The 20,097-nt window shown below is 47.8% G+C and carries 18 protein-coding genes and 1 tRNA gene; 3 read left to right on the top strand and 16 right to left on the bottom strand.

Features of this window, described 5'->3' with window-relative positions; translation table 11 throughout:
- Positions 1 to 2: 2 nt before the first annotated feature.
- Positions 3 to 1,343, top strand: coding sequence for an ATP-binding protein (locus LX24_RS10675; protein ID WP_166512147.1), 1,341 nt, complete (start codon positions 3 to 5; stop codon positions 1,341 to 1,343).
- A gap of 2 nt (positions 1,344 to 1,345) precedes the next feature.
- Here the strand turns inward: LX24_RS10675 and LX24_RS10680 are convergent, their stop codons facing one another.
- Complete coding sequence (locus tag LX24_RS10680; protein ID WP_166512148.1) at positions 1,346 to 2,089, bottom strand: HAD family hydrolase; 744 nt, start codon at positions 2,087 to 2,089, stop codon at positions 1,346 to 1,348.
- Between the two features lie 237 nt (positions 2,090 to 2,326).
- Between LX24_RS10680 and LX24_RS10685 the strand changes: the two genes are divergently transcribed.
- Complete coding sequence (locus tag LX24_RS10685; protein ID WP_166512149.1) at positions 2,327 to 2,566, top strand: hypothetical protein; 240 nt, start codon at positions 2,327 to 2,329, stop codon at positions 2,564 to 2,566.
- Positions 2,567 to 2,636: 70 nt separating this feature from the next.
- On the opposite strand, the gene LX24_RS10690 is transcribed toward LX24_RS10685, so the two are convergent.
- From LX24_RS10690 to hisG, 8 genes are all read right to left on the bottom strand, one after another.
- On the bottom strand, positions 2,637 to 3,689 hold the full coding sequence (locus tag LX24_RS10690; protein ID WP_166512150.1) for a phosphotransacetylase family protein: 1,053 nt from the start codon (positions 3,687 to 3,689) through the stop codon (positions 2,637 to 2,639).
- Positions 3,690 to 3,699: 10 nt separating this feature from the next.
- On the bottom strand, positions 3,700 to 5,802 hold the full coding sequence (gene acs, locus LX24_RS10695) for an acetate--CoA ligase alpha subunit (protein ID WP_166512151.1): 2,103 nt from the start codon (positions 5,800 to 5,802) through the stop codon (positions 3,700 to 3,702).
- Between the two features lie 509 nt (positions 5,803 to 6,311).
- On the bottom strand, positions 6,312 to 6,599 hold the full coding sequence (locus tag LX24_RS10700) for a DUF5320 domain-containing protein (protein ID WP_166512152.1): 288 nt from the start codon (positions 6,597 to 6,599) through the stop codon (positions 6,312 to 6,314).
- Positions 6,600 to 6,654: 55 nt separating this feature from the next.
- The gene (locus tag LX24_RS10705; RefSeq protein WP_166512153.1) at positions 6,655 to 7,020 is read right to left on the bottom strand and encodes a NifB/NifX family molybdenum-iron cluster-binding protein; all 366 of its coding nucleotides are present in this window, start codon (positions 7,018 to 7,020) and stop codon (positions 6,655 to 6,657) included.
- 36 nt (positions 7,021 to 7,056) lie between these two features.
- Positions 7,057 to 7,476, bottom strand: a complete 420-nt coding sequence (locus LX24_RS10710; RefSeq protein ID WP_166512154.1) for a DUF134 domain-containing protein — start codon at positions 7,474 to 7,476, stop codon at positions 7,057 to 7,059.
- A 243-nt stretch (positions 7,477 to 7,719) separates the two neighbouring features.
- A complete protein-coding gene (locus tag LX24_RS10715; protein ID WP_166512155.1) occupies positions 7,720 to 7,920 on the bottom strand; it encodes a PspC domain-containing protein in 201 nt (66 codons plus the stop codon).
- Positions 7,921 to 7,959: 39 nt separating this feature from the next.
- Complete coding sequence (locus LX24_RS10720) at positions 7,960 to 8,643, bottom strand: rhomboid family intramembrane serine protease (RefSeq protein WP_166512156.1); 684 nt, start codon at positions 8,641 to 8,643, stop codon at positions 7,960 to 7,962.
- A 206-nt stretch (positions 8,644 to 8,849) separates the two neighbouring features.
- Positions 8,850 to 9,725: an ATP phosphoribosyltransferase gene (gene hisG, locus LX24_RS10725; RefSeq protein ID WP_166512157.1), complete on the bottom strand. Its 876-nt coding sequence runs from the start codon at positions 9,723 to 9,725 to the stop codon at positions 8,850 to 8,852.
- Between the two features lie 557 nt (positions 9,726 to 10,282).
- Here hisG and LX24_RS10730 point away from each other — a divergent pair.
- Positions 10,283 to 11,005 (top strand): LCP family protein, encoded by a 723-nt coding sequence (locus LX24_RS10730; protein ID WP_166512158.1) that lies wholly within the window; start codon positions 10,283 to 10,285, stop codon positions 11,003 to 11,005.
- A 156-nt stretch (positions 11,006 to 11,161) separates the two neighbouring features.
- Here LX24_RS10730 and leuS read toward each other — a convergent pair whose 3' ends face one another.
- The 7 genes from leuS to LX24_RS10765 all read right to left on the bottom strand — a co-directional run bounded on the left by leuS (position 11,162) and on the right by LX24_RS10765 (position 20,087).
- Positions 11,162 to 13,648 (bottom strand): leucine--tRNA ligase, encoded by a 2,487-nt coding sequence (leuS, locus tag LX24_RS10735; protein WP_166512159.1) that lies wholly within the window; start codon positions 13,646 to 13,648, stop codon positions 11,162 to 11,164.
- Positions 13,649 to 13,913: 265 nt separating this feature from the next.
- A complete protein-coding gene (locus LX24_RS10740) occupies positions 13,914 to 15,578 on the bottom strand; it encodes an AMP-binding protein (protein ID WP_166512160.1) in 1,665 nt (554 codons plus the stop codon).
- Positions 15,579 to 15,701: 123 nt separating this feature from the next.
- A tRNA-Ala gene (locus LX24_RS10745) sits at positions 15,702 to 15,777 on the bottom strand.
- A 223-nt stretch (positions 15,778 to 16,000) separates the two neighbouring features.
- Entirely contained in the window at positions 16,001 to 16,357 is a 357-nt protein-coding gene (gene rsfS, locus LX24_RS10750) for a ribosome silencing factor (RefSeq protein WP_341473571.1), read from the bottom strand.
- Between the two features lie 211 nt (positions 16,358 to 16,568).
- Positions 16,569 to 17,135, bottom strand: a complete 567-nt coding sequence (gene yqeK / locus LX24_RS10755; protein ID WP_166512162.1) for a bis(5'-nucleosyl)-tetraphosphatase (symmetrical) YqeK — start codon at positions 17,133 to 17,135, stop codon at positions 16,569 to 16,571.
- A 544-nt stretch (positions 17,136 to 17,679) separates the two neighbouring features.
- Positions 17,680 to 19,599 carry a methyl-accepting chemotaxis protein gene (locus LX24_RS10760; protein ID WP_166512163.1) on the bottom strand — a complete coding sequence of 640 codons (1,920 nt, stop codon included), beginning with the start codon at positions 19,597 to 19,599 and terminating at the stop codon, positions 17,680 to 17,682.
- 308 nt (positions 19,600 to 19,907) lie between these two features.
- Entirely contained in the window at positions 19,908 to 20,087 is a 180-nt protein-coding gene (locus LX24_RS10765; protein WP_166512164.1) for a hypothetical protein, read from the bottom strand.
- Positions 20,088 to 20,097: the final 10 nt, after the last annotated feature.

The following is a 20,097-nucleotide window of genomic DNA, read 5'->3' on the forward strand; positions in this document are numbered from 1 at the left end:
TCATGTTAAATTTTCAACCAGTCATTGAAGCTTTACCAGGCTTGACGGTTTACCGAAATATTTTAAAAGATCCTATAGTCAAATCGGTAATTGAACACCTTCTGGCACTGGCCAATCCAACCGGCACCATCCACCCCGTCCACAGTTATGGCAGGGTGTACCACATGCTGGCCATGACCCAGAACCCCTTGACCAGTAGCGATGCCTGGCAAAATCACCTGCTGGAGCTAATCCTGAGCGACGTTAATCCCTTTAGCCGGGCGGCCTATACACCGGGGGGCGATTATACCGTATTTAAAGCCGCTGTCCACTGGGATTTATCCATATTGCAGTGCTTGTTTGAAATTAGCGTCCAAGATATACACAACGCCACTATAGAGGTACTGGACAATTGCTTCCCGGTAACCCACCGGCCCCCGTTACCCCGGTGGACGGCCCCCCGTCCACCGGCCGGGGAACAATCCGGCTTACATAACCGGCGCGTACAAATGAAAAGGGAACTGGCGGCCGCCCGCCGGTGGGACAAGCTGGCGGAACAGCTGGCCCATTATTATGCCACCTACGGCTGCGGTATCTTCGGCCGTTTTATCGCCTTTAAATGGCAAAACGGCATTTTACAGGGGGTGGATAGACCGGACCCCATTAAATTAAACGGCTTATTTGAATACACCGATATCCGTGAACAAGTAATTGCAAATACACGACAGTTTTTAAATGGCTACCCCGCCAACAACCTGCTGCTTTATGGCGACAGGGGTACCGGTAAATCATCAACTGTCAAGGCGCTACTCAATGAATACTGGTCCCAGGGGCTACGCCTGGTGGAAGTACCCAAAAAGCAATTGCCGGATTACCATTCCATTGTTCAAGAGCTGAGACATAATAAACACCGTTTTATATTGTTTGTGGACGACCTGTCATTTGAAGAAAATGAAACCGAGTTTAAAGACCTCAAGGCATTGTTGGAAGGGGGCATTGAAGACAGGCCCGGCAATGTGCTTATCTATGCTACATCCAACCGGCGGCATTTAATTAAAGAAACCTTTGCCGACCGGGTGAAAAACAACACGGGTGGGGAAATCCATGCCATGGACTCGGTGCAGGAAAAGCTGTCCCTGGCTGACCGCTTTGGCATTACCGTTATTTTCCCCACCCCGGACCAGGAGACCTTTTTAAAAATTGCCGTTGGTTTGGCCGAGCAGCGCGGGCTGCCGCTTCCCCCACAGGAACTGCGCCAGCGTGCCCTGCATTGGTCCATGTGGCAAAATGGGCGTTCACCTCGATCGGCCCGCCAGTTTGTGGATCAACTGGAGGGACAACTGGCCATGGAAAACGGGGCTTAAATTTATCTTAAATCGGTCACAGCCTTGATTACCGCATCAGCACCGGCGGCGCTGAGTTGCTCCCGGATACATACTCCCGACAGCACCCCGATACCGCTGGCCCCTGCATCTTTAGCCATTTGTATATCCCGGGGGGTGTCCCCGATAACCACCGCCCGTTCCGGTGCCACGTTTAGCAAGCGGCAGCTCAAAAGCGCCATGTCCGGAGCGGGTTTGGTTTTAGCCACTAAATCAGCCCCGATAACAACATCAAAATATTTAATCAGCCCCAGTGAAACCAGAGAGATTTTAGCCCTTTGGGTCAGATCTGCAGTTACTACCGCCAGTTTGAATTTGTTACTTTGCAGCCGCTTAAGCTGTTCCTGCAGCCCGGGCAGCGGTTTGGCCAGGGACCCCCAATCCATGGCCGTTTCAGAGCGCTCCAACACCCGGGCCACCAAATCCCGGGCACTTGCTTCAGCCACACGGTAATTCCGCAAAACTTGCACCAGAGCCTTGCCTAAACCGGACATGGTGCCCCCGGCCAGCGGTCCGTGCGGGTCCACATGCCACGCAGTTAAATCTATACCCATGGCGTGCTCCAGATCCTTGCGCTGTACACCGTTACGCAAGACGGTTAAAATCTCCTCAATTACGTACCCGGACCACTGGAGCCACATTGTCTTAAAATCGAGTAAAGTACCGTCCTTATCCAGCAGTATGGCATCGCAATCAAACTCCCTACCTTCAGCCCGCAGTAAAGGCAATTTGTATCCCCCTCTATCAACATATAAAATTATTTTCTTGCCGGTATTAGCTTTCTACAATAGACACTCCAATCCTTTTGCCATTTCTTCAATCCTTCTACTATTTCCAGTATCTCCGCTGGTGCCGGGTGTTGAAAACACCCGGCACCAAAGGTTGTGATTGTAATGATTCAAAGCATACCTATAAACATGCCATGACGGGTAAATAATAATGTCAAAAAAACGGGGGTTATAAAAGTGACCTTGAAGATTGAAACCAGGGTGGATAAAGACCTTTCCGCGGATCCCAGCTATATCGTGCATTACCGGGTAGTAGAAAGCGGGCGCCTGCTGGGTGACGGCGTGGTGGAGTATAACCGGCAGGCTAACTATAACAACATCCCAGTTAATGAAAACATACCGGCACCGGCCAGAGAACAGGTGCAAAAACAAATTGCCGAAGCCGCCCAAAACCACATCAATCAACTACGGCGGTAAAAAGGCGCAAGCCCCCAAAACACTTCAGGCCCCCTTAAAGCAAAGGGGGCCTGAAATATTAACCGTAATTCTACAAAGCGTCCATTATATGCTGCCACTGGCAGTATTGGTTAATGTTGTCCAAAGTTATAGCTATTCCTTCCCGGTCGCTGGGTTTTAAGTGCCTGGCTACCTGGCCGATCATTTCAATAACGGTGTATGTGTCCTGATAGGCCAGTATAACGGGTACGCCCTTTTCACCCGCCCGGGCCAGCACCCGCACGTCAGGGTAAAGACCACCGGTGAGTATGAGCGCCGAGGTATGGGTTTCCAGGGCAGCCAGGGCCAAATCCGAACGGTCCCCGCCTATAACTACGGCTTTATTAGCCGATCGCCTGAAATAAGCGAGTGCGCTATCCATGGTCATGGCTCCCACCACCACATCTTCCACCAGCCGGTCCATGTGCTCATTACCAACCAAAACTTCACCGCCTAGCGTCTCCCGGTACGCATCCACAGTGGGAGAAGATATCTCCGGCCGGCTGGGTATAATACCCAGGGTTTTAAAACCCGCCTGCTCCATGGCCGGGCAAAAAATTCCCTCGGTTTTGGCCAGCATCTGGCGCTGTACATTGTTAAAAACTGTACCCAGGAGAGTCACTTGACGACCGGTAACGTAACGGTTGTAAAAAACGGCCATGTCCAAGCTGTAATCGTCGTGTACCTTTTGCACCGTAATCACCGGGGCATTTAATTCTCCGGCCAAAGTTACCGAATCCAACCCCACTGCAGATAGAACATAAGGGTGGACAGCCCCTTCAATCAACATAATGTCACAATTACGGGCGGCTTCCTCATAAGCCTTTTTTATTTCCTGCATGTTAAACGAGCTATCCGCACCGGCAAGATAGGATGGTCCCGCTTTAACCGGGTTAATTTCCCCCAGGGTCGCTTCCAAACCCAGCACGTTTTTCATCAGGACAGCATCACCGCCGGGCATCTTTCCGGTGGCGGTTTTTCTGCCGTTATCTATCGGCTTAAAGTAGCCCACCCGGTGGCCCAGTTCCTTAAACTTCTGCGCCAGGCCCAGGGTAACCGCTGTTTTACCACTGTCGGCATTACCCATGATAAACAGGTTTTTCATCACAAACACCTCACGATATGGTGATTTTTATATCCAGGGCAGAAAGCCCGTTTTCGTAAGCAAATACCGGGTTAATGTCCATTTCAGCGATTTCCGGAAAATCATTGACCAGGGCCGCCACCCGTCTGATAGTATCCACTAAAGCCTCTATATCCCGGGGTTTTTCACCGCGATACCCCCGCAGCAAAGTATAGGCTTTGGTTTCCCGCAGCATCTGTTCAATCTCCCGGGTATTAAGCCCCCGTGCCAAGCGGAAAGTAACATCTTTAAGCAGGTTTACATAAATCCCACCCAATCCAAAGCCAATTAGTGGCCCGAACTGAACGTCCCGGGTCATACCAATGATCAACTCGGTTCCCTTGGGCATCATTTTTTGTACCTCGATACCGTATATCACTGCCTGGGGCATATAGCCGTGCACATTATCCATTATTTCAGTAAAAGCCTGGCGTACTTCCTCCGCCGTTTTCAGGCCGATTTTTACCCCGCCGACATCAGTTTTGTGTAATATCTTGGGCGAGGCTACCTTCAATACCACCGGATACCCCATTTTATCGGCTTCCTCGGCGGCTTCCTCCGGGGATGTGGCCAATACCACCGGCGCCGCCGGGATACCGTAACAATTGGCTACCTCCGCCGCTTCACTGCCCAGCAGCACTAACCGGTTATCCTTAATAACATCGTAAAATATGGCCTTGACACCTTTACAATCAAAACTGGGCAAACCATTGGTACCATCATCCCGGGGGGTTTCCAGTATCTCGTTATACTTGACCAAACCGCTGATGGAAGCAACAGCCGGCTCGGGGAACGTAAAACAAGGTACACCTGCTTTAGCCAGCATGGAAGCACCGCCGGCCAGGCTTTCACCTCCCATAAATGCTGCAAAAATTGGTTTTTCGGGGAACTTTTTACACATTTCCAGTATGGCTTCACTGGTTTCAACAGGCTGGGTGACCCCCACCGGGCAAACCAACACCACCACACTATCCACATTTGGGTCGGCACAAACCTTTTCCAGTGCAAACCTATACCGGTCCGCTTTGGCGTCGCCCAACACATCCACAGGGTTATAAATATTTGCCTCCGCCGGCAGGTTAGCCCGTAACTCCTCAATGGTGTCCTTATCAAAACGGGCCATTTGCAGTCCCTTGGCCTCCACATTGTCCGTGGTAATAATCCCCGGGCCGCCGGCATTGGTAACGATAGCCACCCTGTTGCCCTTTGGCACAGGTGCCTTGGCAAAGGCCACGGCCAGATCGAACAACTCCGTCATACTGTGGGCTCTGATGATACCGCACTGCCGAAAAGCCACGTCATAGGCCAGATCGCTTCCCGCCAGCGCGCCGGTGTGGGATGACGCTGCCTGGGCACCGGCCTGGCTGGTTCCTGATTTAATTACAATTACAGGTTTTTGACGCGCAGCCCGGGCGGCTACATCTAAAAATCGCGGCCCGTCCACTATATCTTCAATATAACATAAAATTACTTTGGTATTGGGATCGGCGGCAGCGTCTTCGATAAACTCAATTTCAGACAAATCAGCTTTATTACCTAAACTTACCACCTTACTGAAACCAAGTCCCACCTGTGTGCTCCAGTCCAAAATGGCTACCAGCATAGCACCGCTTTGGGATAAAAAGGCAATTTCGCCTTTTTGGGGGGATGTGGCTGAAAAGGATGCATTTAACGGTGTATGCATGTCGATAATACCCACAACGTTCGGTCCCAACATGCGCATACCATGTTTACGACAGGTTTCCACCAACTGTTTTTCCAGTTCCAGACCCTCGGCACCAACTTCCTTAAAGCCGGCTGTAATTACCACCAGGCTTTTTACCCCGGCCTGCCCGCAATCACGGGCCACATCCAGCACCCGGGCCGCAGGTACGGCAATAACCGCCAAATCCACCGGTTGGGGCACTTCGGAAACAGAGGCATATGCTTTTAAACCTGCTATTTCCTCTTCCTTAGGATTGATGGGAAATATTTTTCCGCCATACCCGCTGCTGATTACGTTGTTTAAAATAGTATGGCCGATTTTCCCTGGTTTTGGGCTAGCCCCCACCACCGCCACAGATTGTGGCTTGCTCATACTTGTGAGATCAATCACTATCCTCACCTCGCCATCTGACTAATGTGCTCAATAATCGTAAAACACTTGTAGTTTTTAATTGCCCTTGAAAATATTGCTAGTATTGATTATGTACATTATATCTTTTACCTTAAATTTCGTAAACCTAAAACAACAAAGTGAATCTTTTAAAATAATTCTAAACTTTAATTTTACTTATACTGTGAATATTATATAATTATCAAATAACTACCCTTTATTTTTACTTTTATCTTTAATGTTACCGTAGCAATTTATAATTTCTAAAAACTGATTAACTTTTTATTTCCCTTTAACTTAATCTTCGATAATATTTTTAGTCTGTTGATTTTTATTAGTATGCTTCATTTTTTTACCATCGCGAAAAAAAAACAGCTTGATTACCCATATCATGCACCTCCAAACCATATAATTATACATACTAAATAACAAGCCGCCAGTTTATCAGGCGGCTTGTTCATAAGAAAACCAGGTTAGTCATAGCTACATACACCACGCACGATTATATATTATTTTTCGGCATCCTTTTTAACCAATTGTTCCAGACGCTTTTCAACGGCTTGTAGTTGGGCCTTTAAAAATTGAGCCTGGTTTTGCAAATATTCACTTTCCTGCGGGGAATTTACCGCCACCGGCATTGGGGTGTCGGCTTGAAAATTATAGCCTGCCCACCAGCGCCGGGGCATCCACGGGAATACACGGCAGTTGGCACCCCAATTGCCCCTGGTACCGCGGCCAAAACCAGACCCCCTCGCAAAGCCCATACCGGGTCCAAAACCAAAACCACCTCTTGGCATTAAGTTTCACCTCCTTTCATGAGATGTAGATTATAATTTTACTTAACCTTTTGGACTAACAATGGCCGTCGCAATTATGGTGCCGGCCATCTGGATGGGTGCACAAGCTCGCCCCCGGCACCAGCTTACCATTTACGTAATCCTCCACAACCTGTTTAACTTCGCCGGAAATACCCACAATAGCCTGGATATTGTTTTCGGCAAATAAGTTTAAAGCCTTTTGCCCCATACCCCCTGCAATGATACAATCCACATCAAGTCCCTTTAAATATTTAGGCAAAAATCCGGGCTGGTGCCCCGGGTTGGGAATATAGGATAAATTTCCCGCACGCCCGTCCACCACGTCAAAAACAGCATACTCCCGGCATTTGCCAAAGTGCTGGGCTACCCGGCCCTGGTCTGCTGCGATTGCTATTTTCATATTGATTGCCTCCTAATTTAATTTATTGTAGTGTAGCTAATCACTACAACGGCCCCGCCATCCTTTTCCTTTGCCACCGCACCGGGGACATTTGGCTGCATTATCTGCAGAGGACCAATTGGTTTTCATCCAGTCATGGCCACAATTACGGCACTCCAATTTATAAGGGACCAGTTTATAATCCCCACCCTCTATGCGTATGGCTTTGCCATTCAAAATAGCTGTACTTAGCTTTTTTCTGGCCGCTGTTAAAATCCTTTGAAAAGTACTCTGGGCAACGCCCATAAGTTCAGCACAATCCTCCTGGTCCAGCCCCTCCACATCTTTCAATCGCAAGGCTTCAATTTCATCCACAGTAATGAGCTCTTCCCGGATTTGTTCATCAAGCCCCACCGGCTGGAAATACGTGACCTTCGGCATAAACCCTACCCGTCGTCTTTTACGCGGCCGCGGCACAACGCTATCCCCTCCTGATCTTCCAAATCTGTTTTGAATATATACCCCTTATGATTAATATAGTAATAGAGTTATAAACATATGTCAAGTATTTTTTAAGCATTTGTTCATAATTCAAATAACAAATGCCGCATATTACCTGTAGGCATGCGGTAGGACATGGTAAGATTTGATATAATAGTAATTTATTGGGAAACACTATACAGGAAAGGAGTTACAAGGTGTTTTCAAAAAGGGTGAGGGTTAGAAATCCCGGGGGATAACCAGCCAAGCAATTATATAAACCAGGATACCGGGAAACGCAACGGAAGCTATGGAAACCACCACGTAAACCAACCGCACCAGGGCGGCATCCACACCAAGGTATTCCGCCAAACCGCCGCAAACACCACCCAGCATGGCATTGCGACTGGAACGATATAAACGTCTAATTTGTCTGGCCAAAAAACATCATCTCCTTAAATGAAATGCCGAATTTGATATTTAGGGACGGAAATAGCCCCGTACCCGTGGGGACATGGTTTTTATCAATACCGCCCCTATGATGAAGCCACCTATATGGGCCCAATAGGCCACGGTATCGGCGGTGCCACCCAGGGAAGCCACACCGTTGAACAACTGCAAAATAAACCAGATGGCAATGAAAACCACCGCCGGGATTTCCATTAGAGTAAAAATAATTATAATGGGCACCAGGGCCAGTATACGGGAGCGGGGGAAAGCTATAATGTACGCGCCCAGCACCCCGGCCACCGCACCGCTGGCCCCGACCACGGGAACAGTGGAAACAGGGTCACTGATTATATGCGCCAGACCGCCTGCAAACCCGGCCGCCAGGTAAAACAGCAGGTATTTAAAATGTCCCAGCCGGTCCTCTACATTGTCGCCAAATACCCATAGAAAAAGCATATTGCTGATCACATGCAGCCAGCCACCGTGAATAAAGGTGGAAGTGACAAAACTAACCAATACCGGTGTCAAGGAGGACCCGGTAAAAACGGCATTTAACGCTTCGACCGGCACCAGACCAAAGGTATAATATACCTGGTTTAGGAGGTACGGTTCCATGCTTACCTCCCAAAGATAAATAAGCACGTTTAGAGCTATGATGGTCAAATTCACTATGGGAAATGACTGTGATTTAACGCTGTCCCTGAGCGGAATCAAATGTACTACTCCCCTTTGATTAAAAGTTTACTTTAATTTATGGTGCCGGGTGTTGAAAGTTGAAAGTTGGAATTGCATTTTTAAGCTATATTTATTATTTTTCCACCACTTCTCTATTTTATTTTAATATATTAAGCAATAAAAAAACAGAGAAGGACATGAAAACTCCTCCTCTGTACTTTATCAGTACGTCCATTGATATATCCTTAAGGAATGACTTTGTTCAGTGGATACTCGATAATATCCTGGGCTCCCCCCCGGCGCAGCGCCGGAATCAATTCGCGCACCTGTTTTTCATCCAACACGGCCTCCAAAGCCACCCAATCGCTGTTGATAAGCTGCGATACCGTGGGGTGTTTCATAGCTGGCAGTATAGCCAGTATATCTTCCAGTTTATCCTTGGGGAGATTCATTTTCAAACCCACTTTGGAGTCAGCGCGCAGCGCACCCAGCAGCAGCACCGCCAGGTTCTGTAGTTTCTCCCTTTTGAAGGAGTCGGCCCAAGCTTTGTGGTTGGCATGCAGCCGGGTGGTGGACACTAAAATGGTGTCAATCACCTCGAGCTTGTTTGCCCGCAGGGAACTACCCGTTTCGGTAATATCAACAATGGCATCCACCAATTGCGGTACTTTAACCTCTGTGGCCCCGTAACTAAATTCCACAGAGGCCGTAACACCGTTTTTTGCCAGATAGTTGCGGGTCAGCCGCACCAGCTCGGTAGCTATGCGTTTCCCCTCGAGGTCTTTTATAGTTTTTATACCGCTATTTTCCGCCACCGCCACCACCACACGAATAGGGTTGGTGGTCTGTTTGGAATAGGCCAAATCGGCCACTTCCACCACATCGGCCTCATTTTCCAAAATCCAATCCAGCCCGCTTAAGCCGGCATCCAGTACCCCCTCATTTACATAGCGGGGAATCTCCTGTGCCCGCATCAGCACCACTTCAATTTCCGGGTCATCTATAGACGGATAATAAGAGCGGCTGCGCACTGAAATATTGAACCCCGCCCTTTTAAACAACTGGAACGTGGACTCCTGCAGGCTGCCCTTGGGTAACCCCAGTCGCAATTTAGCACTCATAACAGTAAAAACCTCCCTACTTTACCTCGTTATCTATTTAGCATATTAAAGCAACTTTAAATAGTATATACGCGGGCCAAGAAAGTGTCAAGGCCATTTTAATCAGTAATTATTTTGAACTTATTTAAAATAACTATGGACTAATTGGCTATTATGAACTAAAATAAAATAATAAAGTGAACAATATTTCAAAATATTTTATAGGGAGTGATTCTATATGCTCTCCAACAAATACCAGCTTTCCATAGTTACACTGACTAAAAACCATGTTTTTTTTAACTTCTTTGTCAATGGTTCTCTGGCCAATACAGATGGTTACATATGCATGTCCATCAATGACTTTGACCGTTTATACAAGGACCTGTTTCGCTCCTCAAAAGGCCAGTGTACAAAAAATTTTAGTTCCAACCCCCCGGTTCAGTTTTTCACCTGATTATCCCGGCATAAAAAATTAAAAAAAACACATAAATATTAATATCAGCCATTATTTTGCAAAGACTGTTCAAAAGGACCGATTATGAAGCGCAAGATCTTTGCAGCAAAGGGGATATTGATATTTGCAACCCATCAAAGCCTTAGCGGTGATGCTATTTGTGTTGCTCTGTGTTAACACAAGTAAGCCTGGTAGCGCCCTGGCCAGACAAGATAACGATGAAACACCTGAAAGCGTGATCATTTTCTGGACCGACGGCACCAGATTAAAGGCAGTCAACTTAACTTTTTCGTTGAACCGGGACGGTCCCATCGGCATTATATCGGTGCCGGTATACACATGGTTGGACTCCAGACAATCGACTACTGTGGCTGAATACTATCTAAAGCATGGCCCCCAAAAACTTATCCGGCGCATGGAAACATTGTTTGGCAGTTCCATCACTGCCTATATTATTATTGACCAAAAGGCGCTGGTTAACGTTAGCAATGTTATCGGTCCCATATATATGGCTGGCCGGCACACAACTTTAATGGACGTATTTGAGGGTAATTATGTGGATGGCCCGGTAAACCTGCAGGACGAAATAAGACAATTGGCCGGTGCCTTGCTGACACCTGCCGTGTTAATTAAAGTACCCGAAATCATTTGGGTGTTTTGCAAAGAAGTGGACAGCAATATCACACCGCAACATTTAGCGGCATTTTACCGGGTAATTAGACACCGGGGACCTGATGTACTGCAAAAAAAGGCCGTGCCGGGTCAAGACTGTGTAATAGAAAACCGCAAATATCGCCGGGTATCCCCCGGTACATGGCAGCAGACTTTAATGGATGTAACTTCGTGACATAAAGTTTTTAAATAAATTACCGCTATTAAAGTCAAGGGGGCGGGGTTGCTTTTTTGAGCAATCCCGCCCTTCTCAGTATTATATCACCCGTCTTATATTGTCATATTTTATTGCATAAACCATATATAGTGAACTCAAATGAACCACCGGATATTATTTAACCACAATATTGACCAGCTTACCGGGCACCGGTATCACCTTAACCACCTTTTTGTCACCGATGAGTTCCCTTACTTTTTCCTGCTGCATAACCAGTTCCCGCATAGCATCGGGCTTAATGTCCGCAGGTACCAACAGTCGTTCCCGAACCTTACCGTTAATTTGTATCACAATGGTGATTTCATCTTCAACAATGGCCTCGGGATCGTACCGGGGCCAGGGCTGGGCATGAATACTGCCTTCATGACCGGTTAAATTCCACAACTCCTCGGTGATGTGGGGGGCAAAGGGAGCCAAGAGCAGCAGTAGGGCGTCCACCGCCTCGCGCAGTACCCCGTCATTGCGGTCGCATTCGGGTAAATCCCGGTACTGGTACATGGCGTTCACCAGTTCCATGATGGCACTGACCGCTGTATTAAAATTAAACCGGTTGCCCACATCTTCAGTTACCTTTTTAATGGCCAGGTGGGTCACCCGGCGCATATCCTTATTAATCCCCACCAAATTGCTGGCCCGGTCCGGGGGCGCAGCGGAGGTAAGTGTATCGCCCAGCGGCGCCACCAGTCGCCATACCCGGTTAAGGAAGCGGTAGCAACCCTCCACTCCCTGGTCGCTCCACTCCAGATCCCGCTCGGGGGGTGAAGCAAACAGGATAAACAGCCGGGCGGTATCAGCACCGTAAGTGGCCACGATATCCTCGGGACTTACCACATTACCCTTGGATTTGCTCATCTTGGCCCCGTCTTTAAGCACCATGCCCTGGGTAAGCAGGTTGGTAAAGGGCTCGTCATTATCAATCAATTTCATGTCGTACAGCACCTTGGTAAAGAACCTACTGTACAACAGATGTAGGATAGCGTGTTCAACCCCACCGATGTACTGATCCACCGGCAGCCAGTACCTTACCTTGCCGGGATCCCAAACATTGTCCTCGTCCCTGGGACTGGTATAACGATAGTAATACCAGGAAGAACACATGAAGGTGTCCATGGTGTCGGTTTCCCGTCGCGCCGGGGCACCACAGGCGGGACAGGTGGTATTAACAAAACCGGCATGGTCCTCCAGCGGAGAACGACCGGTGGGTTTAAAGGCCACGTCCATGGGCAAGAGCACCGGTAAATCCTTTTCAGGCACCGGTACCACCCCGCACTTGTCACAATAAATAATGGGAATGGGGGCGCCCCAGTAGCGCTGCCGGGAGATAAGCCAATCCCGCAGGCGGTAGTTGACCCGGCCGGCACCCACTCCTTTTTCCTGCAGGTATTTAATTACATCAGTAATACCCTGCCGGTTCGGGGTACCGTTAAAGGGTCCGGAATTAACCATTAATCCTTCGCCGGCGTAAGCCTCGGACATAGTGGCGGGATCCAGGGTAACCCCTTCAGGCTCTATAACCACCCGCACGGGCAGGTTATACTTGCGAGCAAATTCAAAGTCCCGCTGGTCATGGGCCGGGACCCCCATCACGGCGCCGGTACCGTACTCCAACAGCACGTAATTGGCCACCAGTATGGGCACCTTTTCACCATTTACCGGGTTAATGCAATATGCACCGGTGAGCAAACCTATTTTTTCAGCCTCGGTGGAGGTACGGGCCAGTTCGCTTAAATTGCGCACCTCTTGCACAAATTCCCTGATTTCACCGGCCTGGGGTTTACCCTCGATCAATTTTTCCACCAGGGGGTGCTCCGGTGCCAGTACCATATAGGTTACACCGTAAATAGTATCCGGGCGGGTGGTGAATACCGTGATGGTTTCATCCATGCCTTCAATTTGGAAGGTAATCTCGGCCCCTTCACTGCGCCCGATCCAGTTTTCCTGCATAATTTTAACTTTGTCAGGCCAACCATCCAGTTTATCGAGATCGGCCAGCAGCCGGTCAGCATACTGGGTAATTTTGAAAAACCACTGCTCCAATTCCCTTTTTTCCACAACACTGGAGCAACGCTCGCAGGAACCTTCTTTTACCTGCTCGTTGGCCAACACGGTGGCGCAAGAAGGACACCAGTTTACAGCAGATTTCTTTTTATAGGCCAGTCCCTGGTGATAAAGCTGTAAGAACAACCACTGGGTCCATTTATAATAACCGGGGTGGCAAGTGGCCACCTCCCGGTTCCAGTCATAGCTGATGCCCAATTGCTTAAGCTGGGCCCGCATGGAGTCAATGTTATCCATGGTCCACCGGGCGGGGTGCAGTGCGCCGTGTTTTATGGCCGCGTTTTCAGCCGGCAGGCCAAAGGCATCCCAACCCATGGGGTGCAGCACATTAAATCCCTGCATTGTTTTAAACCGGGCCACCACATCGCCTATGGAATAGTTGCGCACGTGGCCCATGTGCAGTTTACCCGAAGGGTAAGGGAACATTTCCAAGCAATAATATTTAGGGCGATCGCTAAAGTCGGGCACGGCATACATATCCTGCTCCGCCCATTTTTGCTGCCACCTGGTTTCTATTTCCCTGAATTCATAGCGGTCCTTCATTGCTTCCTCCCGTACGTTATAACTGTTAGTAATATAACAACAATATTTCAATATTATCACACTATGTTCTTTAATGAAAGTTTTAGGGGCTGTTCAAATAGCCCGGGCTGTCCACTTATAACTTCTACGTTGGCTGGCTTTTGCGATGCCCACACGGGTGCTAGGTGGTTCCCAAAGTTGAAAGATTTTAATCCTTCAACCTTGGGAGCACCTGGCACCAAAGCCTACTTTTTAAACATTCTCTTTAAGGAGCTTAAAAGCTGCCCTACAGTGGATTTGCCGTATTATCATAGCGGGATAATTCCTTGATACCCATTTCCCGCAGCTTGAACTTTTGCACTTTGCCGTTGGCCGTAGTGGGGTAGCCATCAACAAAATGAATATATGCCGGTATTTTATAACGGGCGATTTTGCCGGAACAATATTTTTTAATATCCTCGACGCTGACCCGGGAGCCTTCTTTTAACTGGATAAAGGCCATAACTTCTTCCCCGTACTTCTCACTGGGTACGCCCACTACCTGCACATCTTTAACCTGCGGGTGGGTATATAAAAACTCCTCAATCTCCCGGGGGTAAACATTTTCACCACCCCGAATAATCATGTCTTTAATCCGGCCGGTTATTCTAAGATAACCGTTTTCATCCATAATGCCCAGATCACCGGTATGCAGCCACCCCTCTTGATCAATGGCAGCAGCCGTGGCTTCAGGCATTTTATAATAACCTTTCATAACGTTATATCCACGGGCGCATACTTCACCCTGGACACCGGCGGGCACCTCTTCGCCGTTTTCCGGGTCAACGATCTTAACTTCCACCCCTTCCAGCGCTTTTCCTACTGTGGCCACCCTCAGTTCCAGCGGGTCGCCGGTGCGGGTCATGGTAATGCCGGGTGACGCTTCGGTTTGTCCGTAAGTAATGACTATTTCCCGCATACCCATTTTTTCCACCACAGCCTTCATCACTTCAATTGGGCAGGGTGATCCGGCCATGATACCGGTGCGCAGGGAGGATGTATCAAAGGGTTGTTTTTCCAGCACGTCCAACTCGGTAATAAACATGGTGGGCACTCCATGCAGCGCAGTACACCGCTCCTTCTCCACCGCTTCCAACACCTTCACCGGGTTGAATGATTCCAGCATTACCATGGTGGCGGCATAGGAAACACAGGTCAGCGTGCCCAGAACACAGCCGAAACAATGGAACATGGGCACAGGTATACAAAGGCGGTCATCGGGACCCAGGTTCATGCACTTGCCTACACTTAAAGCGTTACCCACCAGGTTGTTGTGGGTTAGCATAACTCCTTTGGGAAAACCGGTGGTTCCGGAAGTATACTGCATATTGATTACATCACCAGGCTGCAGGGACGATTGCCTGGCTCCCAGTTCTTCATCGGTGATTTCATCGCCCATGGCCAATACATCCCGCCAGTTAAAAACACCCGGAAGACTCTCTTCACCTATATAGACCAGGTTCTTCAGTATCGGCAGTCTTTTGCAATTCAACCGCCCGGGCATGTTGTCCTGCAGTTCCGGACACAATTCAAATACCATGTCCACATAGTTCGAATCTTTTATACCGCTGGAAAAAATCAAAGTGGTGGAATCGGACTGGCGGAGTAAGTATTCCAGCTCGAAAACTTTGTAATTGGTATTTACCGACGTCAATACCGCTCCCATTTTGGCACAGGCAAATTGCAATATGACCCATTCCGGTATATTGGGGGCCAGCAGAGCAATATGTTCGCCCCTTCTAATACCCAGGGCCATTAATGATTTGGCCACCCGGTTGCATTGCTGCTGAAACTGCCGGTATGTATATCTTAGATCCCTGTCCGGGTAAACCAGTGCTTCATTATGGGGGAACCTTCCTGCTGACAGATCCAGCAACTCGCCCATGGTAATTTGACTCTGTAAATTTTTCATGTTATCACCCCTGATTCTTTGTCTGATTAACGTATTAAAGCTGAAAATTTAAAATAAAAACCTCTCATCCCGGTAAGGGACGAGAGGTATTTCTCGCGGTACCACCCTAATTGATAAAGCCGTTGGTGGAGATGAGGGGAATCGAACCCCTGACCTCCTGAATGCCATTCAGGCGCTCTCCCATCTGAGCTACATCCCCATGACTTTAACCACTTGGTGTGTTAACGGTACTTGCCGTCCCGGTGTACTTTTTTCCACCGGGCAACTCCGGGGCGAGTTCATTCACCTTACCCACCGCCTCGCACCAACCGGCGGCTCTCTGGGGGTAAACAGCGATATTACTACTCCCCTTCACAGTTTTTAGCATATTGAACTGACCATAATTATAAAATAATAAATATTGAAAGTCAACGCCAAATTAGTTACATACTTAACGGGGATTTTACTACCTGGGCGTCTCCCCACAAGTGCTCCAGATTGTAAAAACGGCGTTGTTCCTCCTGGAAAATATGGATTACCACCGAACCGTAGTCCAGTAAAACCCACTGCGCCGTCCTGAACCCTTCCCTGCGTGGTTGACCAACGCTGTGCTGCTGTAATTTATCTTCAATTGCATCGGCAATGGCCCGGGCATGTACCGGCGATCTACTACTGCAAATAACAAAGTACTCCGCCACCACGGAAACCCCACCGATGTTTAACACGGTGATATCCATAGCCCTTTTACCTTCCGCCGCTTCTACAGCCAACTGCACAAGAACACCAGGTTCAATTATCAACAAGCAATCCCCCTAAAAATTATTCGTATACTTTTTCGTATTATAATTGATATTCGCCCCGGTTCTGAAAGTTCCTGCCCGGTGATAGAAAACAAGTAAAACAGGCATCCTTTTATCACAGCCCAAAGCTAAACAGGCTTTTCTTTAATTTAGACATCCGTGCCGCTAACCCGACACCAGCAAAAAGGATGGAAATTACCTAACGCTATTGTTAAGATAGTTTAAGTCTAATCCAGTTACGTGTACTTACAGCTTTGGGGTGAATTAATTCACCATTGCGCAGTGACATTGTTATGGTAGCGTCCAAACACCACAGCATAGCCCGGTCCAAGTCCCGCCACATAATTTCCCGCAGTTCCTGTACACCCGGAAAAGCACGCCCGGGCTCAGCTTTGTCTGCAATAAATATTATTTTATCCAGTAATGTCATATCCTTGTCGCCCAGCGTATGCAAAGCAACAGCCTGTAAAACGGCCTGGTTCTGCACACCAAACTGTCGCCCGGCCAGTAATGCCCCCACAGGAGCATGTAAAATAACCGGCAAGGCCTCATCCACTTCGTCAACGGGTATATGGTTCTGCCGGGCCAGTAGCAATAATTTCTTCCCTGGTAGATCCCGGGCGCAATCGTGCAGCAAGCCCGCAAGGGCGGCCTTTCGGCTGTCGGCACCATAAAACTGGGCCAGCTTAACCGCAGTATCCCGTACACCCAGCGAGTGTTTTAACCTTTTATAACTAAGCATATCCCGTAACCGTTCCAAATAACCCCGCTGCAGCATTTTTTCCCCCATTTGTTAAGTTTAATCAAATAAATGATGATTTATTTAAGCCGGGAGGTGCCGGTGCTTGTCATTAGATGGCTCAACCGTTGAGATTATAAAAATTATATCATATTTAATTATATTGTCTTTATACTTGAACGGGCTGTTCGAAAGGCCTCTTAAAATCCACTTATAATTTCAACGTTAACTGATTTTTTGCGCTGCTTACGCAGGTGCCGTGTTAACCGCCGGCGCGGGAAGTGGATAATTTTAATACCGGGGTGTTGATAATGTGGGTAAACCTGTGGATAAACTGTTTATGGTTGTGTATAAACCCGGGTTACCGGCCAACCGCTCATTGTTCCGTACCTGCGCGGAGGAATAAATACGCTTTTTAGGGCGGCAAGAGTTATCCACAGGACCTGCGTTCTGCCACCGGAATAAAAAGCGTGGGCTTGATGTAAAAAACCCACGCAGGAGAACTATTTAATTAACAACTGATCAAAACTTACTTTAGTTTCAATTTGATCCGGTTCCCATTAAGGATTGTGACAATCTATAACTAATTTATTTTAAATCTCGAAATAGTATTTTGCAATTCCGCTGATATATTAGCCAATTCTTGAGCCGCAGCGGACACTTGCTGCACAGTGGACGCTATCTGCTGGTTTGATGCGGACAGTTGCTGCATGCCCTCGTTAGTTTGCTGAGCCCCGCCGGCGATATCTTTAATTACCAGTGTATTATTTTGTATGGCGTTGATAATTTGGTCCAGTAAAGCACCGGCGTTATTGGCCACCTGCACCCCTTCTTTAACCTCTTCCACACTACCTTCAATAGCGGTTACAGCTTGCCCGACTCCCACCTGTATTTTTTCTATTAACCCGGCAATTTCATTGGCGGCTACCGCTGATTTTTCCGCCAGCTTGCGCACTTCCTCGGCTACCACGGCAAATCCCCGGCCTTGTTCCCCGGCCCGGGCCGCTTCAATGGCAGCGTTTAAGGCTAAGAGGTTGGTCTGTTCTGCTATATTGGTTATCACGCTGGTAATCTCCCCAATTTGGCTCGATTGCTCACCAAGATTTCTAATGGCTGAGGCAACATTTTTTGATGCTTCGGAAATAGCATGCATTTTAGTCACCGTATCCTTGACTGCCTGGTTTCCTTCCTCGGCTAAATGTTGCATTTGTTCCGATTCTCCGGTTGCTTTTTCGGCATTTTCCGCCCCTTGGGTTGATGTGGCCGCAACTTCACTGGTAGTGCTGGCCACTTCCTCCACGGTGGCGCTTACCTCCTCACTGGAAGAAGCAAGTTCCTGGCTATGTGATGCCAATCGATCAGAATTATCTCGAACATTAACTATCATGCTTTTCAGGTTGTTCACCATTTCAGCAAACGCTATTTTAAGAGAGCCTATTTCATCCTTGCTACCGCTTGTATTCAATTCCAGCGTTAAATCCCCCTGGGCGATAATACCGGCTTCATTCTTTAACTGGATAATTGGCCTGGTTATATTGTTGGTTACCCAAAAGCCAACAACAGCAGCTATCGCCAATAGTACCAAGCATATTAATAGAGCACGATTAATTGCAGCTTGTACGGGAGCATACATTTCATCAATATCCTGCTGCACCACTAAACTCCACCCGGTATCCGCCACCGGCATATAATGTGCGTAAACCTGTTTTTGGGTTAAAGGATCAGCAAATTCACCCTCCCCGGTTTTACCCTGCATGGCCAACTGGACCATTGGCACACCGGAAGCGTCTTTCATTTCCTGCACATAGGCAGCATTTTTATGTGCCGCGATAATTCCGTTTTGATCCACCAAATAAGCCTGGCCTGTATTACCGTATACTAACTGGTTGGTAAATTCACTTAAACGCTCCAATGTCAAAGCGCCCATTAATACGGCTGTCAGTTCACCGTTGGCACCGGTAACCGGGTGGGATATGGCGACAACAGGTTTTTGCAGTGAAGAACTGATATAGACTTCGGAAACATGGGTATCCATTTTGGATATGGCTTGCTGGGCCCAGTTACGGTGACCAAAGTCCAATTGTTTCAGGTCCAATTGATATTCCCACGGCTCAAGAACAATGTTATAGCCCGCGCCCGGCGCAGTAATTTGTTCCATATAAGCAAAATATCCGTAATTATCTATAATAAAATTGAGAATATCTCTTTTTTCACGGTCCACCTCCAAAGGAACACCCATAAACTCCTCCTGAATCAATGGTATGGAGGATACGTCTTTAACATCCGGCAGTTGCGCCGTTGTTTTTACCATACCCATGGCATCGTAGAGAAACTGCTCAACCTGCTTTTCAAAAGCCTCCGCCAACATTCTTTGCTTCAATTGCGCTTCCGTTTTTAAATTATCGCGCATGACAGAAATTGAAGAATATCCCACTACCGCCACTGCCACAAACAATAAAACACCTATGACCATCATTAATTTCAACTTCAAACTTACATTCATGTCCCCAACATCTCCTCTTCCATTATTAATATTTATAAACAACCATTATAACTCACAAACCTATGTACAATGTTAGATACAATCTATGTTTCGAATTTTGTCATTTATAATCCATATTTAACTTATCCCCCGGCATGTAACCCTCCCCTTGAACGGTTAACTTAAATGGCAATTCCTATTATGACCCGGCTTAACCGCTACCTAAATTATCCAGCTAATTTCAATCTAATTTGCCATCTTTCGACATTAAACTCTTAATTCCTTCTTATTCACCAAAAAAATACCTGTGCCGCCGGGCACAGGTTTTTTTAGCCGGCCAGGGCATAATACAACATTAGCAACACCGGTGCTGCCAGGGTGGCACCGGCAACCACAAAGGCCCCCACTGCACCACGCAGTTTTTTTTCTTTATGCAGAGCATACCAGCCGTAGCTGGCCACATGTATTGAAATCAAAGTCACCGCCAGTAGTATTAAAAGGTCAAACATTGATAAATAC

Origin of the sequence: Desulfallas thermosapovorans DSM 6562 (genome assembly GCF_008124625.1) — a bacterium.
Lineage (GTDB): Bacteria > Bacillota > Desulfotomaculia > Desulfotomaculales > Desulfallaceae > Sporotomaculum > Sporotomaculum thermosapovorans.

Coding starts and splice junctions, on each gene's coding strand:
- LX24_RS10675 (WP_166512147.1), top strand. CDS start 3: ATGTTAAATTTTCAACCAGTCATTGAAGCTTTACCAGGCTTGACGGTT.
- LX24_RS10690 (WP_166512150.1), bottom strand. CDS start 3,689: ATGAAAAACCTGTTTATCATGGGTAATGCCGACAGTGGTAAAACAGCG.
- LX24_RS10700 (WP_166512152.1), bottom strand. CDS start 6,599: ATGCCAAGAGGTGGTTTTGGTTTTGGACCCGGTATGGGCTTTGCGAGG.
- LX24_RS10705 (WP_166512153.1), bottom strand. CDS start 7,020: ATGAAAATAGCAATCGCAGCAGACCAGGGCCGGGTAGCCCAGCACTTT.
- hisG (WP_166512157.1), bottom strand. CDS start 9,725: ATGAGTGCTAAATTGCGACTGGGGTTACCCAAGGGCAGCCTGCAGGAG.
- leuS (WP_166512159.1), bottom strand. CDS start 13,648: ATGAAGGACCGCTATGAATTCAGGGAAATAGAAACCAGGTGGCAGCAA.
- LX24_RS10740 (WP_166512160.1), bottom strand. CDS start 15,578: ATGAAAAATTTACAGAGTCAAATTACCATGGGCGAGTTGCTGGATCTG.
- yqeK (WP_166512162.1), bottom strand. CDS start 17,135: ATGCTGCAGCGGGGTTATTTGGAACGGTTACGGGATATGCTTAGTTAT.
- LX24_RS10760 (WP_166512163.1), bottom strand. CDS start 19,599: ATGAATGTAAGTTTGAAGTTGAAATTAATGATGGTCATAGGTGTTTTA.
- LX24_RS10765 (WP_166512164.1), bottom strand. CDS start 20,087: ATGTTTGACCTTTTAATACTACTGGCGGTGACTTTGATTTCAATACAT.